Origin of the sequence: Caloramator sp. (genome assembly GCF_020054765.1) — a bacterium.
GTDB classification, from domain to species: domain Bacteria; phylum Bacillota; class Clostridia; order Clostridiales; family Caloramatoraceae; genus Thermobrachium; species Thermobrachium proteoclasticum.
Genome location: NZ_JAIHAO010000037.1, coordinates 1 through 19,223 on the forward strand (window position 1 = coordinate 1; position 19,223 = coordinate 19,223).

Sequence of the window (19,223 nt, forward strand, 5' to 3'; positions counted from 1 at the left end):
GCTTTTCTTTGTTTGAAAAAGTCCTACCCTCGCGATGCCATCGTCCTGATGGCCGCTCGGCTCGGCACGTCCTGTGCCGAATTACGGACTTTTTCAAAGCCGAAAAGCAAGATTTGCTAAAGCTCACAAAAGAAACCATTGAAATCCTATAATGGGGCTTTTTCGTACTTTTGCTAACAAATGGGTTTGACGACAATCTGTATAGATTTTTAGAATTTATTTTTTATCAAATTTTAATTTTTAAAACATATTTAGCATATAAAATTATGTTGTATAAAAAGTTTTTCTAAAGGAGTTTGTTTATTTATGTAGAAATATAAATTATAAGCGATTTGACAGTGTGGAGGAAAGATAAATGAAAAAAAGTATGCTTATAACTTTAATTACAATTAATGTGTTGGCATTGGGCATAGGGTTATCTATTGGAAAACTATATGCAAGAAATAGATTTAATAATGCTATGGCAGAGCAAATTAATGATGTAAATAAAAGGGATAATAAAATGCAGGAAGTTCCTAATAAAAATGTTGATTTAATTGATAAAAACAAACAAGAAAATGATTCTATTAAAAAAGAAAATGAAATACCAAAAAGTGAGGAAAAGGATAAAGTGACACAACAAAAGGAACAAACTAAAGCTGTAGATAGTCAAAAAACTTCAGAAGCAGAAGTAATAAATAAGCAAAAAACAATAGGGTTTTATAAGAGTAAAGAAAAAAAGGTGGCATATCTAACCTTTGATGATGGCCCAAGCAAGGATGTAACTCCAAAGGTTTTAGATATTCTAAAGGAAAATGATATAAAGGCAACCTTTTTTGTTTTAGGAAGTATGGCAAAAACAAACCCTGAAATATTAAAAAAAATATACGAAGATGGACACGCTATTGCAAACCATTCCTATTCACATTCCTATAAAAAAATATACTCTTCTGAAATTGCTGTTATTGAGGAGATAAGAGATACAGAAGCTATAATTAAATCAATATTGGGCGAAGAATATAACAATAGATTTTTTAGATTTCCTGGTGGGAGTGGTGGAAGACCTTCAGAAATAAAAAGGGCAATAGTTGAGAGTGGATATATTTATATTGATTGGAATTGCCTAACTGGTGATGCAGAGGGTAAAATGATGTCGGTGGAAAGACAGTATGAAAGATTTTTACAAACATCAAAAAACAAAGACTCCCTTGTAATACTAATGCACGACGGAAGGGGAAAGCATACTACTCCAGAGGTATTAAAAAAAGTAATAGAATATCTTAAAATTAGAGGATATCAATTTGAAGTTATAAAGTAGGTGATGTTATGGAAGGAATAAAGGTGTTAATTGTTGAGGATGAGGCAAGTATAAGAAAGTTTGTAAGGATAAATCTTGAAAGAAACAGATTTACCGTATTTGAAGCAGAAAGTGGAGAACAGGCCCTCGAGCTATTTTCTTTAGTAAAACCTGATGTAGTGGTTCTTGATGTAATGCTACCTAAGATTGATGGCTTTGAAGTTTTAAGAAGAATAAGAGAAGAGGACAACAATGTAATTGTAATTATGTTAACTGCAAAATCACAGGATATGGATAAAATAATGGGGCTCGAGATTGGTGCAGATGACTATATGGTAAAGCCCTTCAACCCTTTAGAGCTAATTGCAAGAATAAACACAATCTTTAGAAGGATAAATAAAGATGATAATAAAAAACAAGAAATAAAAAGCCATAATATAAAAGTAGATTTAGAATCGATGAAGGTATTCAAGGATGATAAAGAAATAAATTTAACTCCTAAGGAGTTTGAAATTCTATTATTCTTTATAAAAAATGAAGGAAGGGTTTTAAGTAGGAACGATATTTTAGATTATGTATGGGGTAAAAATTACTTTGGTGAAGTAAAAACCGTAGATGTTCACGTAAGAAGGCTGAGGGAAAAAATAGAGGATGATTCTTCAAATCCCAAATATATTGAGACGGTTTGGGGATATGGCTATAGATGGCGAAGGGAGAAGTAGGTATGAGTAGTATAAGAAAAAGACTACTATGTAACTTCGTCATTATTGTAGTTTTAACTGTAGCAACACTAAATACCATAATATTTTTATCCTTTAGAAATATATATTATTCAAATATTGCAAACCTACTTATAGGACAAATTAAGATTTCCTCTGATATTTACACTAAATATTTTTCAAAAAATAGCCTATATGAAAATGTATTAAATGGTGTAGATGTTTTTTTAAATAGAAGTGATATTGAGGTACAGGTATTCGATAATACAGGAAGGATAATATTTGACTCTATAGGAGTAATTGAGGAAAATGAATTTTTGGATATAAAGGAGGCACTTTCAGGAAATATAGGAAGATGGATAGGCAATGTAAGTTACGATGACGAAAAGATTTTGGCAGTATCACATCCTCTATATAGTGGTGGAGAAATAATTGGTGGTATTAGATTTATAACTACATTAAGGGAAGTAAATAAGGATTTAAGAAATATATTTATGATTTTAACCTTTATGGGATTAATTGTAACTTTAATTTTTGCATTTATAAGTATCATTTTTTCAAATCAAATAGTTGTGCCTATAACAAACATAACAGAGGTTGCAAAGAGGATGGCAGAGGGAGACTATAACAAAAGGTGCAGGGATGCGAAATTTGATGAAATAGAAAAGCTATCAACAACACTAAACTATATGGCGGATGAAATAATAAAGAGGGAAAGGCTTAAGGATGAATTCATATCCTCTGTCTCCCACGAGCTTAGAACCCCTCTAACTTCTATAAAGGGATGGGCAATTACCCTAAAGGACTTAGAGGGGGGATAAAGAACTTTTAAGGGATGGACTTGATATTATAGAAAAGGAATGCGATAGGCTCACGTCTATGGTTGAGGAACTTTTAGATTTTTCAAAGCTCTCTTCTGGAAAAATTGAATTTAAATTTAAGAATGTAGATATAAATACATTTTTGGATGGTATAAGAAAACAGATTGAACCAAGGGCCTATAGGGAAAATAAGATTTTTAGTGTAATAAAGGAGAATAAAAATGTATTTATAGAGGCTGACGAAAACAGGTTAAAGCAGGTATTTATGAATCTTTTAGATAATGCCTTTAATTTTACAAATGCAGGGGATAGTGTAATTATTAAAGTAAAAGAAATAGATGAAGAAGTTGTTATAATAGTTGAGGATACAGGACTTGGAATATCAAAGGAGGATCTGCCCCACGTTTTTGAAAAGTTCTATAAAGGAAGGGGAAGTAGGTCAAAAAACGGTATAGGGCTATCGGTATGCAAGGATATAGTAGAAAAAATGAAGGGCAGTATAAAAATTGAGAGTGAAGAAAATAAGGGTACAAGAGTTTACCTTGCTTTTCCTAAAGGTGGAGTGATTGTATGAAAAAAAAGAGTATAGTTTTAATTGCTATTTTTTTAATTCTTATTAATATAACAGGCTGTAGCAATTTTTCAAGTTCTCAAAAGGTAAGGGCACCAAAAAATAAATCTATTCCCATAAAAGGTTCTTTTAAGGTGGAAAGTGCAGATGATTACAAAAATGATGACTTGGTTAGTAGAAGCTTTGTTTTTAAAGAGGATGAATTTTGGGATGGAGTAGATAGGTTTATAGGTGTTAGTTATAAAATAAAAATAGTGGATATGTCGGAGTATCTATTAAATGGATACAGGATAAAAAACATAAAAAAGGGAAAAGAGGTTCAGGTAGTTTCAGTCATAAGCAATGGGAACTTTCTTTACGATTTTATTAAAATTAACGATGAGTTAATAATGCTTGTGTATAATAAAAAGGTATATAGATTAAAGAAAACCAACGATGAATATGATATATCTTCTTGGAGGAGAAATATAAATATTTTCAATTCTAAAAAAAATACATCCAATAAAGATGTAGCACTCTTTCTTGGTATTAGGAGTAAAAAAGAAGGTGAATACTCTTATAAAACTTACTACTTAGGAACTTCAAATGATGAGATAAAGGAGATGTATGTAACTGACAACATATTTCTACCAAGAAAAAATGGTTTTTGGAAAATAAACATTGAAGATTCACAAATTAAAGTTAATAATATTTCAAAGGGACAGGAGAAGGCCTTTAATAAAAAAGATGGAGTATTTCTTGCCAAAGGTAATTTGAATACGAATATGTATATTGATTTTGTTGGAAATGATTATATCGCAATTAATGAAATGGATGGATTAATAGAAAGACTAAAGATTGTTCCAGTAGATAATCCTATGCAACAGAGGGGAGTAAGTATAATTGATTTACTTGGGGAAAATTATAAACAAAATTTTGATGAACAAAGAGATAGCATACTAAAAGAATTAAATGGCGTGGAAATAAACAAAGATTTTAAATATGAAAATATCGGAATTTCAAGAAAAAACGGTTCTTATTTATTAAAGGGTAGAATAAACTATAAATCGGGTGATTTTTTCTCCTATGTGGATTTTGATACAGGATTTTTTCCTCCAAGCAATATGGTGATGTATGATACCCTTTGTATTCCTATGAAGGATATAAAGAATAAAATTCCTCAAGCAATAGATGCTTATACTTCACCAAACAAGGATATAGCAGTTATTGTTCTTCCAAAATCCATTGAGTTTTATAGAATAAAAAATCAAAAGCTGTCTGAAAAGATTGGAGAGATTAAAATTGCAAAAGAAGATAAAATAATAATGCTTGAGTGGGCAGTAGGAAGCTATTCGGAGGTTTGGAGGGACAATTTTATAAAAAACAATTCTGTAGAAGTTATAAATATAAACTAAAATTAAGTTTTTGGCATCCTTTGATGTGTACAAATTTGTTTAAAAGTGGTATAATATACAAGAAATTTATAGTAAATAAATGTAATATAAAAGCAAAAAAACAAAAAAACTAAAGAAATAAAATTCAAATATTGACATATATTTTTAAATACAATAATTAATTATTTTAAAATTTATACTAAAAAGCATTATATAAAGGGGTATCCATATGCAACAAAGAAAGAGATTAGGAGAATTTTTAATTGATGCAGGACTTTTAACACAGGAGCAGCTTATAAAGGCTTTAAATATACAGAAGAATACAAATAAAAAGCTTGGTGAAGTACTTGTTGAAAATGGATTTGTAACAGAGGACCAAATAATAGAGGTATTAGAGTACCAGCTTGGGATACCACACGTTAAGCTTGATAGATACCCAATTGACCAGGAATGTGTAAAACTTGTTTCTGAAACCTTAGCAAAGAGGCATACACTTTTGCCTATTAAATTTGAAAGGGACAAGCTTATAGTTGCAATGGCAGACCCTCTAAATATATTTGCCCTTGAGGATGTCCAAATTTATACAGGCAAAGACGTACAGCCAGTTCTTGCAAAGGAAGAGGAGATAAAAAGGTTTATAAACAAATACTATGGAAAACAGGAGGCCTTAAAGGCTGCTGAAGAGTTTAAAAAGGAAAACAAAGGTTTAAAATTTGAAAAAACAAAAAATCCAAGAGCTGTTGATGACGATGTTCAGGGACCAATTGTAAAACTTGTAAATTCAATTTTCGAACAGGCGATAAACCAAAGGGCAAGCGATATACATATAGAACCCTTTGAGGAAGAAGTTAAGATAAAGTTTAGAATAGATGGAATACTATACGAAATAATGAAGGTTGAGTATGAACTGCACGCACCACTTGTTGCAAGAATAAAAGTTATAGGGAATATGGATATTGCTGAAAAAAAGAGTTCCACAGGATGGTAGGACAACCTTCGAAATTTATGATAGGGAATATGATATGAGAATATCCTCGCTTCCAACCGTTTTTGGGGAGAAGATTGTTATAAGAATAGCAGATAAAAGGGAATTTTTAAAGGACAAAAAGAATTTAGGTTTTTTGGATCACGATTTAGAATTATATGAAAAGCTTATTTCTTCCCCCCACGGAATCATACTGGTATCTGGTCCAACGGGGAGTGGTAAATCAACAACATTATATACAGCACTAAGAGAATTAAACACTGGAGATAGAAATATAATCACCGTTGAGGATCCTGTTGAAAGTACCATTTATGGTGTAAACCAAGTGGAGGTGAACCCAAAGGCAGGGCTAACCTTTGCATCAGCCCTAAGGTCGATTTTAAGACAGGATCCAGATATAATAATGATAGGAGAGATTAGAGATAAAGAAACCGCAGAAATTGCAGTAAGGGCTGCAATAACAGGGCATTTGGTTTTATCTACAATCCATACAAATGATGCACCAAGTTCTGTTACAAGACTTATTGATATGGGAATTGAGAGCTTTATGATAAGTTCATCTTTAATAGGTGTTATAGCCCAAAGATTAGTAAGAAGAATATGTCCCCACTGTAAGGAGGAGTATATAGCAAATCTTGACGAAATAAAGGCCCTCGGGCTTGATGAGAATAGAGAATATAAATTGTATAGAGGAAGAGGATGTCTATACTGTGGACAAAAGGGATATATAGGAAGAACAGGTATATATGAAATACTATCAATAGATAAGGAACTAAGAACAGCAATTACAAAGGGCTTAAGTAGTGATGAACTTAAGGATATGGCAATTAATAAAGGAATGGTTACACTAAAAAATAGCTGTATAGAGAAGGTTTTAAATGGTGAAACAACGGTTGAAGAATATCTAAGAGTAACATATTCTATGGATTGATGAGGGGTGCTTATGGCAAATTATGTATACGAAGCTATAGATGTGAATGGAAAGAAGATTAAAGGAAAGATTGTAGCAGAGGACAAGCAGGACGCACAAAGACAGCTAAAGGATAAGAACCTTTATATTATGGATATTAATGAAGACAATGTGTTAAATAAAGAAATAAATATAAAATTTTTAAACAAGGTAAAGGCCAAGGATTTAGCCGTATTTTGTAAGCAGGTTGCAACACTACTGCAGGCAGGACTGAACATATTAACCTGTCTTAATGTAATTAAAAATCAAATTACAAATAAAAAACTTAAAAATGCGGTAATAAGTCTTTCGGAGGACGTAGAAAAGGGAACAGCCATATCAGCATCGATGAGAAGATTTCCAGATGTTTTTCCAGAGATTTTAATAAATATGATAGAGGCTGGGGAAGTTGGGGGTTCTCTTGACAACTCCTTTGAGAAGATGGCAGTTCAGTTTGAAAAGGAAATGAAGCTAAAACAGAAAATTACAAACGCACTTATGTATCCAGCTATAGTTATATTTGTTGCACTTGCTGTTTTAAACCTGCTTCTAATCTTTGTTATTCCAACCTTTGTTGGTATGTTTAATGACTTAGGAGTTGAATTGCCACCAACTACAAGGTTTATATTAAACGCAAGTACCTTTATGAAGAATAATTGGTTAATTTTAATAGCACTAATTGTGTTGTTAATAATTTTAATAAATTATTATAAAAAGACTCCTTCAGGCAGTATATATTTTTCAAGCTTAAGGCTTAAGATGCCTATAATTGGTAAAATATCTCTTTTTTCCTCAATAGCAAGATTTACAAGGACACTATCAACCCTTGTGAGTTCAGGTGTTCCACTTGTTACTGCAATTGAGACTACAAAGAATCTTCTAAGCAATGCATATATTGAAGAAAAGTTTGAAGGAGTCGTTGAACAGGTTAGGGGGGGTGAAGGCCTAAGTAGACCAATTGAAGCTCTTAATATTTTTCCAGAGCTTGTGCCAGTTATGATTAAAACAGGTGAAGAGAGCGGTACTCTTGAGGAAATGCTCTCAAAACTTGCAGACCTTTATGAAAATGAGGTCGAAAATATGGTTACAAGGCTTACAGCAGTATTTGAGCCTATAATGATAGTCTTCTTGGCCTTAATTGTTGGCTTTATGCTGGCATCAATTATTCTACCAATGTTTAAACTCTACGGAAATATGAATCTATAAAAGATGGGGAGGTTTAATTATGAACAAGAGAAATAAGAAAAAAGGTTTTACACTTATTGAAATGATAGTTGTAGTTGCTATTATTGCTATTTTAGTTGGAATTGGTGTTCCACAAATAACAAAGACAATAGGAAATTCAAAGAAACAAGCAGATATTGCAAATGCAAAAACAATAGCTGGTATGCTTCAACAAAAAATTGCTGAGGGTAATTTAACAGAAGTTACTGATCCTGCATGTGTTACAAAAGAGCTACTAGGTGTAGATGTTCCACAAGTAAAGTTTAAACAAGGTTGTGAATTTTATTACACATTTGATGGTCAAGATGAACTAAAAATATTTATTAATGATGATTCAACATACGACCAAGTGTATCCTTTAGATTCTTCTAAAAATAACACATATAAATAATATGTAAAATTTTCTGGGGCCTTGTGCCCCCCTATCCTAACTTTATAGGTGATATTTATGAGAAAAAAGGGTTTTACATTAATTGAAATGACAATTGTAGTTGCAATACTTGGAATACTCCTTTCAATTGCATATATGAACTTTACAAAATCTATTATAAATTCAAGGCTTGATTCAGCAGCAAGTGAAATTGCATCTATGCTTAGGGATGTATATGAAAATGGAAATAAGTCAATGGATTATGATACCTATTATATAAAAATAAGTAAAAATGAGGGAACTTATAGAATAGAACTTATAAAAAAAGAAGAAAATGAAAAGGTTATAAGAGGCACTGAATATAAAGATATAAACATTAATTTTTATTTAGAGGAGAAAGAGAATAATAAGTCTCAGGTTGAATTTAGTAATATAAATTATATATTTTTTACATCAGAAGATGGGCTTAAAGTAAAATATAGTTTAAACGAAGACGGACAAGAGATAAATTTAATTCAAATTAGCAATAAATCTGAAAGCAATTCCAAAAGGGTTTATATAGATAAAATACCAGCGGGAAATATAAGAGTTGAGTAGGGGTTTTGTATGAGAAAAAAGGGGTTTACTCTAATCGAGCTTTTGGTAGTTTCAGCAATATTATTAATTCTTCTTGAGGCAGGATACAGTTTCTTTATAAACAACTACAAGATGCTTCAAGAGGAAAAGAAGAAGGCATATATTGAATCACAGGTTAAAAGTTTTATGGACTATACAATGCAGTCACTTCAGATGGCTTATCAAGAAGAGATTGAAATAGAAAATTCTCACGGAGATAATGAGACTAAAAGATTAATTATATGGATTCCAAATGATAACAGTAAGATAGATTTTAGTGAAACAGATTCAACTAAAATAAGCATTTATGCAAAAAAGAATGATGAAAAGTACAAAATATGTATTGAAAAAGGTTCTTACAAACAAGAAATATTAGATGGGAATATTAGTAGTTTTGATATAACAACAAAACCAGAAACAATAGACCAAAACACCATTTTACAATATGTTCAAATAGATTTTAAGGTAGATTATAAAATAAGAGGTATAGTAAGAGATTATTCAATCAAATACAATATTAGAAGATGAGGGGTAGTAGTATGTTAGATATCTTTTTAAACAGTCTATGCATCGAATTAAACAGCAACTATATAAAGGTTGTTGAGGGGAGAAAAGGTAAAAAGGCAAAGATTTTAAAGGCAAAGGATATAAAATTAAAAAATTTAAATAGCGGAGTAATAGATGTATTAGATGAAAATGCGATTGTAGAAGCATTAAATAGATTCTTCTTTGAAAACAAGGTATCAAAGAAGAGTGCAAACATAGTTTTATCTGGACTTACAAACCTTCTTGTTAGAGAGGTTACCATACCATACATTCAGAGCGATAAGATATATACGATGTTAAAATATGAATCTGCACAATATTTCCCGGTAAATATAGATAAATATATATTAGACTACAAGGTGCTTGAGGTTTTAAAGGACGGAAAAAACAAAAAACTTAGGCTCCTTGTTTTTGCAGTTCCGAAAAATATAATTGACCAAGTGATGTCAATTGTAAATAAGTTGAATTTAAAGATTAACAGAATTGATATAGAACCAAATGTTTTAACAAGGCTGTCAAAGAAGTTAGAAATAGGAAAAGAACAAAGTGCAATGCTTTTAAATGTAGAAAGAAATTTTTTAACAGCGGTTATTGTAAAGGATGGAATTGTTCAGTTAACAAAGACTTATCCCCACGACCTAAACATAGATGATGAGGGTGAACTAATATCAAATGAGTATAGTGTAAATGAAGTTTACGATAGCATAGCAAAGCTAATAGAATTTTATAAAATAAGGGAAAGACAAGATCTAAACAATGTATTTGTAACAGGTGAACTTTCAAAAAATATTAGGCTTGATGAGGCATTGCCAAAAAAAGTTGCAGTAAATGTGAATTACATAATAGAGCTTGATTTTGTAGAATGTTGTTATGATAAAAATAAATTTATAATTCCAATTTCAACATTTATATAGTATAAGGGGGATATTATGTTAAACCTACAGTTTAATAAAGGTAAGGATATAAACCTACTTGAGGCCTACAATAGGCAGTATAAAAAGAAGACAGAGGATAATAAAAAAATATATATATTTATTTTGGCTGAATTGTCTATATTTTTGGTAATAACAATTATCTCTTTAGTTAAAATAACCTATTACAAAACACAAAATGCCAAATTAACACAGGCAATAAACAATCTAATTCCTTTTGAAAATCAAGTTAAGGAATATACAAAGGTCAAAATGATGTATGAAAATAAAAAGACAATTTTAGATTTAGTGGCAAAGGATAATGAAACATTTAATACTGTCATAACAACCCTTGAGGAGATTATGCCATCAGAGATGGCAATTGAAAATATGACCTTAAGTAAGGATAAGGTTTCCTTTGTAATAAAATCTTCAAAAGAGGAGAATATAGCACAGTTTGTTTACAATATGCAAAATTCTGATGTATTTAAAAATATAGTTTTCAATGGAATTTCAAACCAAGGAATTGAAAAGAGAACATCAATTACTGCAGAGATTGTGAGGAAGTGATGGGTATGTTTAAGTTAACGGAAAGAGACAAAAAGATGCTTTTAATTCTTTTAATTTTCCTTTTAGGTTTAGGTTTTTATTATGCGTATCAAGCTATGTCCTCTAAAATTAGTAGCTTAAAAGAAGAAAACACAAAGCTTTTAGATAGAAAGGCAGAACTTGATAGAGCAGTTGAGGTATATAACAAAAATAAAGATAAAATAGAGGAGACAAAGTTAAATTACTACGATATTTCCTTAAAGATGCCTAACAATTTAGATGAAAAGTTTTGTGTTGTTGACTCATTAAACCTTCTTAGAAAGTATGATGCTGTTATTAATGATTTACCTATATCACAAAAGCAACAGTTTCAATACAATGGCAGCAAAAAAATAGATGGAGCATTTTTTCATAGTATAAAAATAACAACACAATTTACCTATGAAAACCTTAAGAGACTTTTTACAGAGACAGGTGATTTTAACACTTTGTATTCAGTGGATAATTTATCACTTGTTCCTTTAAATAATGGTGACATTATTTCAGCCTCCTTTGATTTAAAGTTTTTTGGTTTTGAAGATAAAGATGCACCTACAAGGCAGTGGCAGGATTTTAATTTAGAAACAGGCAAAGACAAGATTTTTTCAAGTAGTCCTTTAAGAACAACAATAGCAGATACTACGTCAAAGGAATATATAGAGCAGAATAAGGATTTTTTAGTAATGCTATCAACACTAAATTCTCCAGAGACTGCTTTGCAAATAATTAAAACAGGCGAAGATTTTAAAATTTATGGTAAGAATAAACAGATTGAAAAGGCATCAATTGAATTAAAGCAAAACGGTGAAAAACTTTTATACAGGATGTCAACAGAAGGAGACTCCCATCCAAAGGATGGCGGTTTTAAGGAATTTAAAAATAATTCAGAGAATATAATAATATACGTTTACTCAACAGAAAGAAAATATCAGGATGATAAAAATGTTGTTCTTTTAAATGTAAAAAATGAAACCAACAAAAAGGTAATGGTTTATGTTTTTAAAGATGACAAGAACAAACCAAGGCTTAATATAACAGCTACAGGTAACAATATATTTGTTGAAAAGAGATGATGCTATGAAGAGACGTAAGGGATATACATTAGTTGAACTTTTAGTAGCATTTGCTATATTTGCAATTCTAATTGTTCCAGTATCAGGTATGATAAATACAGCAATAAGAGGTAATAAATCCTCAAAAGAAAAATTAGAGTTAGTTAATATATTTAACTATGCCTATGAAAGTTATTTAAATGGAGATGTTAAATTTCAAGATAATAATTTTATAGAAATAGATTATATGGACAATAAACATAAAATAAAATTTGAAAAGGTTAACCAGGCAGAATACCAGATGAAGGGTATAGATTATAACAGTTATGACTTAGTGTTGAAGGTTGATGGAAACGAACTGCAGTTGTTGGAAGGAAATAAAAAGTTAGATGCAAAGCTATTGGAAAAAGAGAAGAGAATTGAAAACAGAGAAAAAGTTAAAAATAGAGTATTTATAAAAGTAACATCAGAAAAGAGTGCTTTTAAATATGAAATAAAAATAAATAAAATAAGAGAAAATGACGATGAAACCTTTACAACTTTACCTGAAGAGGTATTAGATAAGACTATTTCAAATCCCTCTGGAAAACTACTAATTGATGTTAATAATACAGATTATAATATAAATTTTTTAATTGATGGTGTATATAATGGTAATGGTTTAGAAGATAGAATTTTAGCAGTAGATTATAAAAATAAACCAAGTAATGTAAATTTAGCATCAGTTTATCCCAATGTAGAGTTTATAGAAGAGACAGCTACTAATTCTTTAGATAAAAATCAAAGGGTAGAATATGTAAAAATATCAATTTTTAAAAACAGTGATTTGAATAACCCATTAAATGAAAAGATATACGAGTTTTCTAAAATACAAAAATGAGAGTGATGTGTATGGTTAAAAGAAAAAATGGTTCTGCACTGATTTATGTTATATTAATGTTGGCAATATTGTTTACTGTAAGCATTGCGGCAATGCAGATGACATTGGCATCATTAAAACAAAGTAGTAGTTTCTATCAAAAAAATCAAGCATATTATTATGCTGATTCAGGTACCGACAAAATACTATACTTTTTAGATATTATAGCAGATGAAGCAAGAAACTATGCAAATAGTTACTGTTATACTTCTTCAGGTTCTCCTAATTTAAGAAATCCTGAGATTAAAACAATATATGAAAACTATTTAAATAATAAAAGTAAAGAAACGTATGAAAATGAAATGAGAAAAATATTTACAGAAAAATACGTTGAATACATAGATGAATTCTTTAAGAATAATAGTGACTATGCAATAAACAAACAAGTTAAATTAGGAAATGATAATATAGAAATAAATGGTACTTGGAATGAATGGAAGTCAAAAATAAATGATATATTAGTTAATAATGATTATGATGTTGATTTTAATATTATAAGAGATATGGATGAAAATAGTTCAGACTACAAAAGAATATTCAAAAATATATCTAAAAATAATTTGACTTCATATTTAAGAAGTAGTTATCCAATTGAAACATTGTTTGTAAAAATAAGACTCAAAAACAGTGATGTTCAAAGATATATGGTAACAACATTTGAATTTAATCCCTTTAGGGAAAAGGCCTTTGCAGATGAAAATAAAAAAATAATTAGAGGATATAATGGATTATTTGATTATGCATTAATTTCAGGAAGAAATATAATTGTTGCAAATGGAGATAGTACGCTAACAGTGAAGGGTGACATATATGCAAAGGGTACAGGAAATAGTATAGAAGAAAATAAACCCTATGAAAACTATGGGGGAGTTTTAGTAGGAATTGATTCTGAAGCTATACAAAACTTAAAGTTAGGTAAAGCAAGTGAAAATACAACAACTATATTAAGTATAGAACCTTCCTCTGGTAATTTAATTGTTGAGGGTAATATCTATTCAGGATATGTTGATGGTAATGAAAACTTTATAAGTGGCTTTGTTAGAACGGTAACAGAAGGTTCTAAAATAGAGGTTAAGGAGAACCAAAATGGACTGGGTGGAGATATTTGGTGCCATTCTATTATAATAGATGAAAAGGCTGAAGGTTCAAATATAAAAGTTAAGAATGCATATATTGCAGATAACGTATCTTTATATACAAAAAATAGTCAAATCAGTATTGACAATGACCTTGTATCATACGAGGAAGCAAACAGCAATACTAATTATAACAGTTCGTCTTCTATTATTATAAATGATACCTCATCTAAACTTAGAATAGGCGGTAGAGTAATTTTATTTGGAGTTGCCTTTGTTGATGAATTGGTTAGAGGTAGTAATCCATTTAAAACTTTAGAGACTACTGCAATAAATCCAAACTTTATAATTTATAACTATATGAGTAATAAAGAAAAATATAATAGTCATTTTAATTATTATTCCTTGAAAAGTAATAATAATTTTAAATTAAATCTATTTGAGCCGATAAAAAATGCCACTATTGGTAAATCAATAGGTTTTATTTTGGATTATCTTTATTTTTCAAAAGTAGACAGTATCAATTTTGATTACCAATATGATTTTGGAAACAGCATAGAAATTAATGAAACAAAAATATCACAGAGCTACTTTCCTTATTTTTTAGTAGCTAATAATAAAATATACAAATTGGGGAGTGAAAATATAGATTCTATAAATAATATAGATACCATAAAAAAAGAAGTGACTGAACTTACAGAAATGAATGGATTAAGTGAAAGTACAGCACGAGAAGAATCAGAAAAGAAAAAGGCGTATATGTTAGAAAAAATATTTTTTAGGGATAAAGGATTAGTTTCTAATTCATTTTTTGACTATATAGATTTAGATTATTTAAATAATTTACCAGGAAAAAAGATTGAAATTATAGGTGATAAAACATATGTATTAATTCAAGATGGAGATATTGAGATACAAGACTTAAAAAATTATGATGGATGTAGTGTTTTCTTATATAGTAATGGAAATATTACCCTAAATAGCAGTGAAAGTACAAAAATATATGGTACTATTATTTCCAATGGAGACTTGATTGTTAAAGGGAAAAATATTACAATAGAAGCAAATAAAGAAAAATCAAAAAAGTTAATAAACTTCTATTTAAGTAATAAAAAGGAAGACTGTCAGAAATTCTATAGATTTATTGCAAAAGGTATAACAGCAGATGATTATTATCAACAAGACATTTATGCTGGGCTTGAAGAAAAGGCAAAGACTAATATTTTAATTAAATCTAAAAGGCAAATAGTAATAAAATAGCCCTAAGGGGTTTAGGAGGTGAAAACCTTGAAAAAAAGAATACTTGCTTTAGTTTTGGTTTTAGCGATTGTTTTAGGCATCGGTTGGAGTAGAATGACAAAAGCTTCAGGTGTGAAGGAGTTTAGTGCAAAAATTTTAACACAAAGTGAAATAATTAGAGTAGGAGAAGAAGTTGAATTGCAGTTTAACTATAAAATAAATGGACAAGGGAATAATATATCCAATATATGTATAACTTATCCTATACCTGCTAACTTTGAAGTATCAACTTTACCAGATAGATGGAATATAGTTGTCAATACACTAAAGGGCAATGATTTAAATTTTAATCCAAATGGAAGTATTTCATTTAGCGTAAAGTTGAAGTCAAAATCTTTAGGTAAATTAGAAAATTTTGGGACTGCTACATTGACGTATAATTATAATAAAGGAAATGATAAGACGAAAGAAGTGACTTCAGAGACCTTAACTGACCAAGTAAAACTATTTAATAGAGTAAGCAATGCTCCACTAAGTTCATTAATCATAGATCCAACAAACATAAACATAGAGGCAAATATAAAGAATAAAAGAACGGATAATGGAAATAGTTATCTTTATTTAGATGACCCTATAGAAGTTGAATACAAATTAACACCACAGGGTGAAATAAATGTCGACAGAAAACCAGTAGATATTGTTTTAGTAGTGGATAATTCTGGTTCAATGCAAGAAATACAAAATGGATATGTTTACAAATATATTATAAAAGAATTTAAAAAGTATAAAGGAGGATATAATTTTAATAACCCATATAAAATATATTATACAAATTTAAAGGAAGATAAAGAATACTATAATAATAGAGAAATATACGATTATCATACATTAAATTGGTTTTATTATAAGTCTTTTGATAATCCATATTTCCTTAAAACAAAAATGTATAGTACTATATTGGCTGCAAAAAATTTGATAAATAAAATTTATGATGAAAGTATTTCAAACGGTAAAGATGATAAGGTTGCAATATATGGGTTTAATTACAGAGTAACTAATCCTAATGATACTTTATTAGGTATAAGAGATATAAATAATAAGAACAATTTAATTGAAAAAATTGATAGTATGTATGGAGCTTATCAAACTAATATTCACGATGGTTTATTAGTTGCAAAAAATAGTTTAAATGCAGACAATAGAGATGCAGAGAAACATATAATTGTCTTGACTGATGGTATGCCGAATCTATATATGTATGACGATAATGTTTATTCAGGTGAAACCAAAGCCAAGCAAAAAGTCCTTGAGGAAATTGATAATATAAAAAATATGGGATATAAAGTTCATTTTATAGGACTTGATACAGAAAATGGAGCAATTAGTACATCCTTCTTTAGTGATATAGAAAAAAAAGAATCTGGTATAAGTAAAATAATAAAATCAACTGAAGAATTACAACCTCTATATAACGAAATATACCAGGCTATAACAAAGTCAGTAGTGTATAGTGAATTTAAATTTGAACAAAATCTACCAGAAAAGCTTCAAGTTGAAGAAGTATATGTTAATGGAACAAAGTTAGACAGCACACAGTATAGTATTGTAAATGGAAAATTAATAGTTGGTTTAGATAGTATTGTATTTGAAAACAAAAAAGGTACTCCACCACCATTAACTATTAATGTTAAATATAAATCTAATGATACAGGTGTTATAAATTTAAATGAGGCAATAATTAGTGGCCAAAAATTAGTAGAAGGTTCAAGTTATAACTATACAAATAGCTGTCAGATAGGAAGCATTGAAATAAGGCCAAGAGATTTTTATAATTATGTAAATTTTAATAACATCGAGGTTAATAGAAGCTTAATACCAAACAACACTTATGTTACAGTAAAAGTAGATATAACAAATAAACAATTGTTTAATATGGATTCTAATGCAAAAGTTGAATTGATTTTAACTCCTATCACAGATGGTGGAGTTGAAGCTATAAAGGATAGCCAGCAGAATAATTTCATATATAATGCTTCAGCGGAAAGTAAAAGTGATAGATTTAAATTTAGGATAACAGATGACAATGTAAAGGATAAAGAAGTTACTATAAGAATAACAGCTATAAAAGTAACATACAAAGGCGTAGAGTATAATATAACTCAAGATATTTATAAGTATTTTGGTAATGAAACCCCTTCAATTCCTGTAATGGTTAAAAAGTTTACATTGAGATAAAGTGGCATTTCGCCACTTTTTCTTTTTGTTTTCGTAACCAATTATTTACTATTTTAAAAGTAGGTTGTTATAAAATCAAATTAAGAAAACATAAAGAATTAGGGGTTGGGATTATGAGAAGAAAAATATACATTGCCCTCATAATATTACTTTTTTCACTTCTTCTTTTGATGTCACCTAAGATATATATAGGATTTTAGTATTTCTTGTAATATAGCCTCATAAATGTTAAAATATATATCTACAAAACTTTGTTGTTGGAGGAGTATTATGAGGCTACCAGAGAAATTTTTAGATAGAATGAAGGAGCTTTTAAAGGATGAGTTTGAGGATTTTTTAAAGAGCTATGAGGGAGATAGATATCAGGGAATTAGAGTAAATACCCTAAAGATTAGCGTTGAGGATTTTTTAAAATTATCTCCCTATAAAATATTAGATAGAGTGCCTTGGGAGGAGAGGGGTTTTTACATTGAGGAAGAAAAGCCAGGTAAAGATCCTTATCACGCTGCAGGGCTTTTTTATGTGCAGGAACCAAGTGCAATGTCTGTTGCACCACAGGTTCAAATTAAAAAGGGTGAAAAGGTTTTAGACCTTTGTGCATCCCCAGGTGGAAAATCCACACAGGCGGCATCATATTTGCAAGGAGAAGGCCTTCTTGTTTCAAACGAGATAAAGCTTAAAAGAGCTCAAATACTTGTTCAAAATATAGAAAGAATGGGAATTAAAAATGCTGTTGTTACTAACAACTCACCAGAGGAGTTAGAGAGGGTATTTACAGGATATTTTGACAAGGTTATTGTAGATGCACCCTGTTCTGGAGAAGGTATGTTTAAAAAGGACAAGGATGCCTTAAATTATTGGAGTGTGGAAAATGTCCTAAACTATCAGGCAATGCAAAGACCTATCTTAAGGTCAGCTGCAAATATGCTAAAGCCTGGTGGACTTATGGTATATTCAACCTGTACATTTTCAATTGAGGAAAATGAGTTTATAATAGATGAGTTTTTAAAGGAAAACAAAAACTTTGAGCTTGTAAACATAGAAAAGAAATATGGTTTTAGGGAAGGATTTTACGAAGTCTTTAATAATCCAGAGCTAAAAAAGGTTGCAAGGCTTATGCCCCATAGATTAAAGGGAGAAGGACATTTCCTTGCCCTACTTAGAAAACTTGATGGAGACGTTGAAATACCTAAAATGCTAAAGAGCAACATAGGGAAAAGGGATATAGATGATTTTAGAAGATTTGTTAAGGATACCTTGAAGTTTGAGTTTGATGATGAAAGACTTATCTTAAGAGGAGATAGGCTCTACTATGTTCCAGAGGATTGCTTTGATTTAAAGGATTTAAATGTACTGCGTCCAGGAATACTTCTTGGAGAGTTTAAGAAAAATAGGTTTGAACCAGACTATGCCCTATCAGCAACTTTAAAGATGGATGAAGTATATAGAAACATAAACTTTACAAGGGACTCAGAGGAAATAAAAAAATATATTGAAGGTTACACTCTAAACGTTGATTTAGAGGACGGATGGTACCTTATAAATGTTGATGGCTATTCCTTAAGCTTTGGAAAAGTTGCAAAGGGAGTATTGAAAAATTACTTCCCAAAAGCCCTAAGATGGCAATAGAGAAGGTAAGCATAAAGGTTAAACTTAGGCTGTTGAAAAAGTTATATATTGATTAGCCCCATGAAGGATTTCTTGGGCATCGATTCATTTCGCTAAGCAATTCTAAGCTTTTCTTTGTTTGAAAA

At 30.0% G+C, this 19,223-nt stretch carries 16 protein-coding genes and 1 pseudogene; all 17 read left to right on the top strand.

The window, feature by feature from the left end:
- Positions 1-355 precede the first annotated feature (355 nt).
- The 17 genes and pseudogenes from JG776_RS10075 (at position 356) to JG776_RS10155 (ending at position 19,098) form a co-directional block, all read left to right on the top strand.
- The gene (locus JG776_RS10075) at positions 356-1,297 is read left to right on the top strand and encodes a polysaccharide deacetylase family protein (RefSeq protein WP_291967129.1); all 942 of its coding nucleotides are present in this window, start codon (positions 356-358) and stop codon (positions 1,295-1,297) included.
- Positions 1,298-1,305: 8 nt separating this feature from the next.
- The gene (locus JG776_RS10080) at positions 1,306-1,998 is read left to right on the top strand and encodes a response regulator transcription factor (protein WP_291967131.1); all 693 of its coding nucleotides are present in this window, start codon (positions 1,306-1,308) and stop codon (positions 1,996-1,998) included.
- Entirely contained in the window at positions 1,980-2,816 is an 837-nt protein-coding gene (locus tag JG776_RS10085) for a histidine kinase dimerization/phospho-acceptor domain-containing protein (protein ID WP_291967133.1), read from the top strand. Before JG776_RS10080 ends, JG776_RS10085 begins: the two co-directional genes overlap by 19 nt.
- A 58-nt stretch (positions 2,817-2,874) precedes the next feature.
- Complete coding sequence (locus JG776_RS10090) at positions 2,875-3,390, top strand: HAMP domain-containing sensor histidine kinase (RefSeq protein WP_291967134.1); 516 nt, start codon at positions 2,875-2,877, stop codon at positions 3,388-3,390.
- Complete coding sequence (locus tag JG776_RS10095; protein WP_291967136.1) at positions 3,387-4,781, top strand: hypothetical protein; 1,395 nt, start codon at positions 3,387-3,389, stop codon at positions 4,779-4,781. The genes JG776_RS10090 and JG776_RS10095 overlap by 4 nt, the downstream gene beginning before the upstream one ends.
- Before the next feature lie 202 nt (positions 4,782-4,983).
- A pseudogene (locus JG776_RS10100) lies at positions 4,984-6,676 on the top strand (ATPase, T2SS/T4P/T4SS family).
- 12 nt (positions 6,677-6,688) lie between these two features.
- Positions 6,689-7,900 (top strand): type II secretion system F family protein, encoded by a 1,212-nt coding sequence (locus JG776_RS10105; RefSeq protein WP_291967138.1) that lies wholly within the window; start codon positions 6,689-6,691, stop codon positions 7,898-7,900.
- A gap of 19 nt (positions 7,901-7,919) precedes the next feature.
- The gene (locus JG776_RS10110; RefSeq protein ID WP_291967140.1) at positions 7,920-8,309 is read left to right on the top strand and encodes a type II secretion system protein; all 390 of its coding nucleotides are present in this window, start codon (positions 7,920-7,922) and stop codon (positions 8,307-8,309) included.
- 57 nt (positions 8,310-8,366) lie between these two features.
- Positions 8,367-8,885 (top strand): Tfp pilus assembly protein FimT/FimU, encoded by a 519-nt coding sequence (locus tag JG776_RS10115; RefSeq protein ID WP_291967142.1) that lies wholly within the window; start codon positions 8,367-8,369, stop codon positions 8,883-8,885.
- Positions 8,886-8,894: 9 nt separating this feature from the next.
- Positions 8,895-9,431 (top strand): prepilin-type N-terminal cleavage/methylation domain-containing protein, encoded by a 537-nt coding sequence (locus tag JG776_RS10120; protein ID WP_291967144.1) that lies wholly within the window; start codon positions 8,895-8,897, stop codon positions 9,429-9,431.
- Positions 9,432-9,442: 11 nt separating this feature from the next.
- Positions 9,443-10,363 (top strand): pilus assembly protein PilM, encoded by a 921-nt coding sequence (gene pilM / locus JG776_RS10125; RefSeq protein WP_291967146.1) that lies wholly within the window; start codon positions 9,443-9,445, stop codon positions 10,361-10,363.
- 15 nt (positions 10,364-10,378) lie between these two features.
- The gene (locus tag JG776_RS10130) at positions 10,379-10,930 is read left to right on the top strand and encodes a PilN domain-containing protein (protein WP_291967148.1); all 552 of its coding nucleotides are present in this window, start codon (positions 10,379-10,381) and stop codon (positions 10,928-10,930) included.
- A 5-nt stretch (positions 10,931-10,935) separates the two neighbouring features.
- On the top strand, positions 10,936-12,021 hold the full coding sequence (locus tag JG776_RS10135; protein WP_291967150.1) for a hypothetical protein: 1,086 nt from the start codon (positions 10,936-10,938) through the stop codon (positions 12,019-12,021).
- Positions 12,022-12,025: 4 nt separating this feature from the next.
- On the top strand, positions 12,026-12,880 hold the full coding sequence (locus JG776_RS10140) for a prepilin-type N-terminal cleavage/methylation domain-containing protein (protein WP_291967151.1): 855 nt from the start codon (positions 12,026-12,028) through the stop codon (positions 12,878-12,880).
- A gap of 11 nt (positions 12,881-12,891) precedes the next feature.
- Positions 12,892-15,255 (top strand): pilus assembly PilX N-terminal domain-containing protein, encoded by a 2,364-nt coding sequence (locus tag JG776_RS10145; protein ID WP_291967153.1) that lies wholly within the window; start codon positions 12,892-12,894, stop codon positions 15,253-15,255.
- A gap of 18 nt (positions 15,256-15,273) precedes the next feature.
- Positions 15,274-17,469 carry a vWA domain-containing protein gene (locus JG776_RS10150; RefSeq protein WP_291967155.1) on the top strand — a complete coding sequence of 732 codons (2,196 nt, stop codon included), beginning with the start codon at positions 15,274-15,276 and terminating at the stop codon, positions 17,467-17,469.
- A 270-nt stretch (positions 17,470-17,739) separates the two neighbouring features.
- Complete coding sequence (locus JG776_RS10155; RefSeq protein ID WP_291967157.1) at positions 17,740-19,098, top strand: RsmF rRNA methyltransferase first C-terminal domain-containing protein; 1,359 nt, start codon at positions 17,740-17,742, stop codon at positions 19,096-19,098.
- Positions 19,099-19,223 lie beyond the last annotated feature (125 nt).

Coding starts and splice junctions, on each gene's coding strand:
- JG776_RS10075 (WP_291967129.1), top strand. CDS start 356: ATGAAAAAAAGTATGCTTATAACTTTAATTACAATTAATGTGTTGGCA.
- JG776_RS10155 (WP_291967157.1), top strand. CDS start 17,740: ATGAGGCTACCAGAGAAATTTTTAGATAGAATGAAGGAGCTTTTAAAG.
- JG776_RS10130 (WP_291967148.1), top strand. CDS start 10,379: ATGTTAAACCTACAGTTTAATAAAGGTAAGGATATAAACCTACTTGAG.
- JG776_RS10120 (WP_291967144.1), top strand. CDS start 8,895: ATGAGAAAAAAGGGGTTTACTCTAATCGAGCTTTTGGTAGTTTCAGCA.
- JG776_RS10085 (WP_291967133.1), top strand. CDS start 1,980: ATGGCGAAGGGAGAAGTAGGTATGAGTAGTATAAGAAAAAGACTACTA.
- JG776_RS10105 (WP_291967138.1), top strand. CDS start 6,689: ATGGCAAATTATGTATACGAAGCTATAGATGTGAATGGAAAGAAGATT.
- JG776_RS10090 (WP_291967134.1), top strand. CDS start 2,875: ATGGTTGAGGAACTTTTAGATTTTTCAAAGCTCTCTTCTGGAAAAATT.
- JG776_RS10140 (WP_291967151.1), top strand. CDS start 12,026: ATGAAGAGACGTAAGGGATATACATTAGTTGAACTTTTAGTAGCATTT.
- JG776_RS10115 (WP_291967142.1), top strand. CDS start 8,367: ATGAGAAAAAAGGGTTTTACATTAATTGAAATGACAATTGTAGTTGCA.
- JG776_RS10110 (WP_291967140.1), top strand. CDS start 7,920: ATGAACAAGAGAAATAAGAAAAAAGGTTTTACACTTATTGAAATGATA.
- pilM (WP_291967146.1), top strand. CDS start 9,443: ATGTTAGATATCTTTTTAAACAGTCTATGCATCGAATTAAACAGCAAC.
- JG776_RS10095 (WP_291967136.1), top strand. CDS start 3,387: ATGAAAAAAAAGAGTATAGTTTTAATTGCTATTTTTTTAATTCTTATT.
- JG776_RS10145 (WP_291967153.1), top strand. CDS start 12,892: ATGGTTAAAAGAAAAAATGGTTCTGCACTGATTTATGTTATATTAATG.
- JG776_RS10080 (WP_291967131.1), top strand. CDS start 1,306: ATGGAAGGAATAAAGGTGTTAATTGTTGAGGATGAGGCAAGTATAAGA.
- JG776_RS10135 (WP_291967150.1), top strand. CDS start 10,936: ATGTTTAAGTTAACGGAAAGAGACAAAAAGATGCTTTTAATTCTTTTA.